Genomic DNA, 7,690 nt, shown 5'->3' with positions numbered 1-7,690 from the left:
GACCATGAGCCCCCGATGATCCTCGGAACCGAGCGCTCGCCCCTCCAAAAGCGCGTCCTCCTCCATGAGGAGTCGCTCAGCCTCCTGTTGAGCGGCAGGTTCTCGGACGCCATGGAAGCGCTTTTGCCCGTCGTCGGCGAAGGGGTTCCGAAGACGGTGACGGAATGGCTGCTCAGGCTCGACATGGAGGTCGCGAGGGCATTCTCGTGCGGAAGCCGCTGGGGCGACCTCTCGGTGGTGGGGGAGTGCGAGACGTTCTTCTCGGAAAGGGGTTACGAGGGGCTCACCTGCTACATATGGGCCGCGGAGCTCGCCCTCGGGGCGCTGGGCGATATGACGACGGGGCTCGCCTCCGCAATTCGTTCGAAGGCCGCGAAGTCGGGAGACCTACTCGTAAGGACGCTCTCGCTCGTGTGCGAGGGAATGATGCTCCTGCGCAGGCGCCCGAGCGCATATGTCTTGGCCGCGATCAACTCGGCGGCGGAGGCGTGCGCTGAGATCTCGTGGGAGTACGCGGAGGAGGTCGCGAGGATATTCGCGCAGGTGGCTCGTTTTCAGCTCGGCGAGAAACAATCCCTGTACCGGGTCGAGAGGCGCGGCGTCCTGTATATCGTGGCGCGCCTCGTCCAAGAGGCGTGCAGCGACGTGGCCGATGACCGCGTGCCTTTGAGCGCGGCCGCGCCGAGCCTGCCGCCGGACGCGACATGGCTCCTCGTCGCCTTGACGGACGACACGGGGGAGTTCGGCGAGGCGCTCGACGACCAGATCCCCGCGGGGTGGAGGAGGATGGTCGAGGTCGCGCGGAGGAACTGCGTCCCGCAGGTGAAGGAGAAAGGCCTCCTCACGGGCGCCGCGAAGGGTGCGCTGTCGGCGAGACGCTCCGAGATCCGCTTGAACGTCCTAGGGGAGTTCTCGCTCTGGGTTAACGGCAGGCGGGTCTCCAATGCCGACCTGGCGAAGCGGGGCGCCCGCGCGATTCTGGAGTACCTCGCGCTGCAAAGCGGCCACCTGTCCTGCCGTTCTCGCATGGCATCGTGCATCTGGCCGGACGTCACGGACGGGAAGAAGGCCCTGCAACGCGTCTACTCGGGCACGTCCGCGATAAGAAGCGCGATCGCAGCCTACGGCTTCACCGAGGACCCGTTCGTCTCGGTGAAGACGTCGCAGGTCATCTCGCTCGCGCCGGGCGTGGTGACCTGCGACGTCGATGAGTTCACGATGTGGGCCAAGCACGCGGTCGAGAGCACGGGCGACTCGAGGACGTGCAGCGCTGCGATGAAGGCGGAGGAGCTGTACGCGGGCGACCTGTGCCGGCTGCCGGAGGCACCGATGATGTGCCTGGAGGACGTGAGGGAGGACCTTCGCAGGACGTACGCCGACGCGATGGTCGCCGGCGGCGAGGCGGCGATGAGGCTGGACAAGAAACGGCTCGCGTCGCGGTTCGCGAACAACGCGCTTTTGGTCGACGACATGAGGGAGGACGCGATGACGCTGCTCATCAGGTCGCTCAGGGCGTCAGGCCGAGGCGTGGAGGCGCAGACGAGGTACCGATCCTACGAGAGGCGGCTGAGGGTGGATATCGGCGCGGAGCCGTCGAGGCTCATGAAGCGGGCGCTGCACGAGCCGGTCGGCGAGATGGGGGGAGTCGGGTCGGAGGCCGCGCGCGAGGCGGCGGTCTAGCGAATGGTTGTTTTGCGATACAAGCGGCAGGGCCAACCAAACGGCGGAGCAATGAGTAAAGTAAAAAGGATGGAAAATCAGCGGAAGACCGCTTAGTTCAATAGGAGCGCCCATATGGCCAACTTCCTCTCCAAGCTGCTCTCGATCGGCGCAGACAAAGAGCTCAAGGAATATCAGAAGATAACCGCCCAGGTCAACGACCTCGAGCCTAAGTTCAAAGCCATGTCCGATGAGGAGCTCCAGGGCCAGACCGCGCTGTTCCGCGAGCGCTACGCCGCCGGCGAGACACTCGACGACCTTCTTCCCGAGGCGTTCGCCACGGTGAGGGAGGCCTCGCGCCGCGTGACGGGCCTGCGTCACTTCGACGTGCAGATCATCGGCGGCATCGCGCTGCACCGCGGCACCATCGCCGAGATGAAGACGGGCGAGGGCAAGACGCTCGTCTCGACGCTCGCCGGCTACCTCAACGCCATCCCCGGCAAGGGCGTGCACATCATCACTGTCAACGACTATCTGGCCAAGCGCGACTCCGAGTGGATGGGGCGCATCTACCGCTTCCTCGGCATGAAGGTCGGCCTGATCCAGAACGGGATGAAGCTCAACCTAAAGAAGCCCGCCTACGAGGCGGACGTCACCTACGGCACGAACTCCGAGTTCGGCTTTGACTACCTGCGCGACAACATGGTCACCCGCGCGAACCAGCGCGTCCAGCGCGGCCACAACTACGCGATCGTCGACGAGGCAGACTCCATCCTCATCGACGAGGCCCGTACCCCGCTCATCATCTCCGGCGCCGGCACCAAGTCCGCCAGCACCTACAAGGACTTCGCCCGCGCCGTCCGCGGCCTCGAGCCCGACGTCGACTTCGAGATGGACGAGGCCAAGCACACCATCGCGACCACGGACGAGGGCCTCAAGAAGGTCGAGCGCAACCTCGGTATCGACGACATCTACGCCGACGTGTCCGGCCAGCTGGTCAACCACCTGCAGCAGGCGCTTAAGGCCCAGTACATGTTCCACCGCGACCAGCAGTACGTGGTCGTTGACGGCGAGGTCAAGATCGTCGACGAGTTCACCGGCCGTATTATGGAGGGCAGGCGCTACTCCGAGGGCCTGCACCAGGCGATCGAGGCCAAGGAAGGCGTGATCGTCCGCGAGGAGAACCAGACGCTCGCCACCATCACCCTGCAGAACTACTTCCTCATGTACGACAAGCTCGCCGGCATGACGGGCACCGCCATGACCGAGGACGCCGAGTTCCGCGAGGTCTACCACATCCCCGTGCAGGTCATCCCGCCCAACAGGCCTGTTCAGCGCGTGGACCACGACGACCTCGTGTACCGCACGGTCGACGCCAAGTTCGCAGCGGTGGCGGCCGACGTCGAGGAACGCCACGCCAAGGGCCAGCCCTGCCTGGTCGGCACCGTCTCCATCGAGAATTCCGAGAAGCTTTCCCGCATCCTCACCAAGCGCGGCATCAAGCACAACGTCCTCAACGCGAAGTTCCATGAGCGCGAGGCGCAGATCGTCGCGCAGGCGGGCCGCGAGGGCACCGTCACCATCGCCACGAACATGGCCGGCCGAGGCACCGACATCCTGCTCGGCGGCAACCCCGAGGAGCTCGCCCGCGAGGAGGTCCGCCGCTTCGGCTTCAAGCTCGACCCCGAGGCGATCGAGCAGGTGCTCCTGGCCAACGACCCGACCCAGATCACGGCCGAGAGCCTCTCGAAGCTCCTCGGCGGCGAGTTCGACGCCGCCCAGATCGAGGAGGTCAAGCAGGCCTACATTGACGCGCTCGAGCGCGCCCGCGCCGCCTGCGCCGAGGAGAAGGAGCGCGTGAAGGCTGCCGGCGGGCTGTGCGTCATCGGCACCGAGCGCCATGAGTCCCGACGCATCGACAACCAGCTCCGCGGCCGCTCCGGCCGTCAGGGCGATCCCGGCGAGACCCAGTTCTACCTCTCGCTCGAGGATGACCTCATGCGCCTGTTCGGTGGCGACCGCATGGACAAGATCGCGGCCATGATGACCAAGTACGAGATGCCCGACGACATGCCGATCCAGGCGAAGATGGTCACCAAGGCCGTCGAGAGCGCCCAGCGCAAGGTCGAGGAGGTCAACTTCTCGATGCGTAAGAACGTCCTCGACTACGACAACGTCATGAACACCCAGCGCCAGGTCATCTACGAGGAGCGCAACAAGATCCTCGACGGTAAGGACCTGAATGCCCACATCGACGAGGTCACCCTCGACACCGTCCAGCGCCGCGTTGCCGAGTTCTGCCCCGAGGGCAAGACTCACGACGATTGGGACATCGAGGGCCTGAACAAGTGGCTCGCCGAGCTCACCGGCGTCAAGGAGCTGCCCGCGATCGCGGAGGACGACGACCAGGGCGATGTGATCGAGGCCGTGGACGCGTTCGTCGACAAGGCCTTCGACGAGAAGTCCGAGCGCCTCGGCGACGATATCATGCAGTCGCTCTCGGCCCAGGTGATGCTGCGCGTCATCGACACCCGCTGGATGGCCTACCTCCAGGAGATGGACTACCTCAAGACCGGCATCGGCCTGCGCGGCTTCGGCCAGCGCGACCCGCTCGTCGAGTACAAGGGCGAGGCGTACGCGGCCTTCACCGAGCTCGTCAACACCATGTACGAGGATTATCTGCGCACCATCCTGCGCATCGAGGTCGTCGCCCGCCGTCCCGTCCCGACCTCCGCGGACGAGCCTGACGAGCTGCGCGGCGCCCAGTACTCGGGTCCCGCCGAGGTCGACGGCGACCGCGGCGGCCGCCACATGGCCGCCCCTGGCACGCCCGCGACTTCTCGCCGCGTGGTCCAGAAGCCCGCAGGCGAGGGCGCTCCCAAGGGCACCACGTACCGCAAGGCCGACGACACGAACCCGTATGTGAACGTGGGCCGCAACGACCCCTGCCCCTGCGGCAGCGGCAAGAAGTTCAAGAACTGCCACGGCAGGAACCGCTAGGAACCGGTGTATGGCAGACATCACTAACGAAACGCTCGACGCTCTGCGCGCGCGTCTCGCCGAGGTGGAGGGGTATCTCCACATCGATGAGCGCCGTCTGGACGTCAAGCGCCTCGAGGATCAGAGCGGCGACCCTGCGCTGTGGAACGACGCAGACGCCGCCCGCGAGGTGATGGCGCAGCTCGCATCGGCGAAGGCCGACGTCGCCGCCATCGACAACGCCCGCGAGAAGCTCGACGACGCCGCGGCGGCGCTCGAGCTCGCGGAAGAGACGGGCGACGACGACCTGCGCGACGAGGCCGCCTCCTCGGCGGCAGAGTTGGAAGGCGAGCTCTCGGAGCTCGAGCTCTCCAGCTGGTTCACCGACGACCTCGACCACGGCGACGCCATCGTCACCGTGACCCCCGGCCAGGGCGGCCTCGAGGCCCAAGACTGGTGCGAGATGCTGTTCCGCATGTACCTGCGCTACTGCGACCGCCGCGGCTGGAAAGTCGACGTCAACGACTGCCCCGCGGGCGAGGTCATCGGCATCGACCGGGCGACCTTCACCGTCCATGGCAAGAACGCCTACGGCATGCTCCGCGCCGAAGGAGGCGTGCACCGGCTGGTGCGCATCTCTCCCACGGACGCGCAGAAGCGCCGGCAGACCACCTTCGCCGGCGTCGAGGTCCTGCCGGTGCTGCCAGACGAGGTCGAGGTCGACATCGACCCCAAGGACCTGCGCATCGACGTCTACCACGCCACGGGCCACGGCGGCCAGGGCGTCAACACGACCGACTCTGCCGTGCGCATCACGCACCTGCCCACCGGCACGGTCGTCACGTGCCAGAACGAGCGCAGCCAGCTCCAGAACAAGGCCTTCGCGATGAAGATCCTGCGGAGCCGCCTGTACGAGAAGGAACTCGAGAAGCGCGCCGCGGAGCTCGATGAGCTGCGCGGCCCCAAGCGCGAGATCGGCTTCGGCAACCAGATTCGCAGCTACGTGCTCTATCCGTACCAGATGGTCAAGGACCTGCGCACGGGTGTCGAGACGGGCAACGTCGAGTCCGTCCTCGACGACGGCGACCTGGACAAGTTCATCGTCGGCTACCATCGCTGGGCCACCGGCGAGACGGACCCGGAGTAGGGGAGCGTCATGGGTGAATCTCGTTGGCGCGTGCGCCTGCGCGACCTCGCGCTCATCGTGGCCGGCTCGGCCATCTTCGCCGTGGGCGTGGACTGCTTCGAGGTCCCCAACGGCCTCGCGGCGGGCGGCATCACGGGCCTGGCCACGGTGTTCTATGCGCTCGCCGAGGCCGTCGGTGTGTACCTTCCCGTCGGCATGCAGACGATTGTGATGAACGTCTTCCTGCTCCTGCTCGTCATAAAGAGCGGCAACCGCGGCTACATCGTGCGCACCGTCATCGGCATCATCGCCTGTGGCGTCTTTACCGACGCGTTCGTGCCGTTCCTGCCCGTGCTCGGCAACGGCGATCTTTTGCTGTGCGCCCTGTGGGGCGGCGTCATCACGGGCATCGGGCTCGGCCTCGTGTTCCGCACTGGCGGCAACACCGGCGGAACCGATATCATCTCGCAGCTCCTGGCAAAGAAGCTCTCCATCCCCGTCGGGACGGCGATGATCGTCGTGGACGGCCTCGTGATCGCGCTGTCGGCGCCGGTCTTCTCCGTCGAGAACGCGCTGTACGCGGCCATCGCCATGTACATCTGCGGCAAGGTCATCGACGCCGTCATCGATGGCCCCCGCTCCGAGCGCGCCGCATACATCATCTCGGAGCGCCACGCCGAGATCGCCAACGCCATCATGTACGACCTGAACCGCGGCTGCACTGAGCTGCAGGCGCGCGGCGTGTGGAGCGGCAACGACCGCCCCGTGCTCTTCTGCGTCCTCGGCCGCAACCAGGTCCCCCTGCTCAAGCAGGTCGTCGCCGAGGAGGATCCCGAGGCGATCGTCTTTATCTCGGAGGTTCACGAGGCCTTCGGCGAGGGCTTCGGCAGCATCACCGGCTAGCTTCGGTGCTCGATGGCCGCGGGCTTTGGGTCGGCGTGCGCCGCCCAGGCCGCGGAATCCCGCGCCCGCCCGGACGGCGGGCGGACGCCGCGCCGCTCGCCCCGACGAGTTTGCCGGCGCGTGACGCGGGTTTGCGATTCTCCTGCTATGGGTACACACTTAAGGCTATCCATATCGAGAGGAACCGCTTCATGTTCGAGAAGTTCACCGACAAGGCGCGCAAGGTCATCAGCCTCGCGCAGGACGAGGCCCGCGCGCTGGGCCAGATGTACGTTGGCACCGAGCACCTCCTCCTCGGCCTCATCAAAGAGAAGGAGGGCGTCGCCGCCCAGGCGCTCGCCAAGCTCGACGTGACCTACGACGAGACCCTCGCGACCGTCCGCGGCCTCACCACCGAGGAGGCCGATCCCGTCCCCGGAGGCCACATCCCCTTCACGCCGCGCGCCAAGCGCGTGCTCGAGGGCGCCTATCGCGAGACCATGACCCACGGCCAGACCTACATCGCCACCGAGCACCTCCTGCTCGGCATCGTCGCGGAGGGCAACGGCCGCGCCATGGACGCGCTGCGCGCAATGGGGCTTTCGGCCGACGCAGTGCGCAACGCCGTCAACGAGCTCATCGCCAAAGACGAGGGCGACCGCCCCAAGCAGGGCGGCGGCATGGGCCAGGTCTTCATCGGCATGGGCGCCCCCGCAGGCGCCTCCGCCTCGTCCGACGACGAGTCGATGCTCGAGAAGTACGGCCGCAACCTCACCAAGCTCGCAGCCGACGGCAAGCTCGACCCCGTGATCGGCCGCGACGCCGAGATCGAGCGCGTCATGCAGGTGCTCGCGCGCCGCCAGAAGAACAACCCGCTGGTGCTGGGCGACCCCGGCGTCGGCAAGACCGCCATCGTCGAGGGCCTGGCGCAGCTCATCAGCTCGGGCAACGTCCCCGACATCCTGCGCGGCAAGCAGATCTGGACGCTCGACATGGCCTCCCTCGTCGCCGGCTCCAAGTACCGCGGCGAGTTTGAGGAGCGCA

At 66.8% G+C, this 7,690-nt stretch carries 4 protein-coding genes and 1 pseudogene; all 5 read left to right on the top strand.

The window, feature by feature from the left end; translation table 11 throughout:
• On the top strand, positions 1-1,680 hold a 1,680-nt coding region (locus tag ACT84W_RS03575), incomplete at its 5' end, for an AfsR/SARP family transcriptional regulator (RefSeq protein WP_444328218.1).
• Positions 1,681-1,794: 114 nt separating this feature from the next.
• Positions 1,795-4,659 carry a preprotein translocase subunit SecA gene (secA, locus tag ACT84W_RS03570; protein WP_444328217.1) on the top strand — a complete coding sequence of 955 codons (2,865 nt, stop codon included), beginning with the start codon at positions 1,795-1,797 and terminating at the stop codon, positions 4,657-4,659.
• 10 nt (positions 4,660-4,669) lie between these two features.
• A complete protein-coding gene (prfB, locus tag ACT84W_RS03565) occupies positions 4,670-5,785 on the top strand; it encodes a peptide chain release factor 2 (RefSeq protein WP_432291224.1) in 1,116 nt (371 codons plus the stop codon).
• A 9-nt stretch (positions 5,786-5,794) separates the two neighbouring features.
• Complete coding sequence (locus tag ACT84W_RS03560) at positions 5,795-6,667, top strand: YitT family protein (protein ID WP_417575112.1); 873 nt, start codon at positions 5,795-5,797, stop codon at positions 6,665-6,667.
• Positions 6,668-6,858: 191 nt separating this feature from the next.
• A pseudogene (locus tag ACT84W_RS03555) lies at positions 6,859-7,690 on the top strand (Clp protease N-terminal domain-containing protein); the annotation flags it as partial.

Origin of the sequence: Paratractidigestivibacter sp. (assembly GCF_052362415.1) — a bacterium.
Classification (GTDB): Bacteria; Actinomycetota; Coriobacteriia; order Coriobacteriales; family Atopobiaceae; genus Paratractidigestivibacter.
Note: the sequence above shows the minus strand (reverse complement) of the source record. Positions and strands in the feature narration are given on the sequence as shown.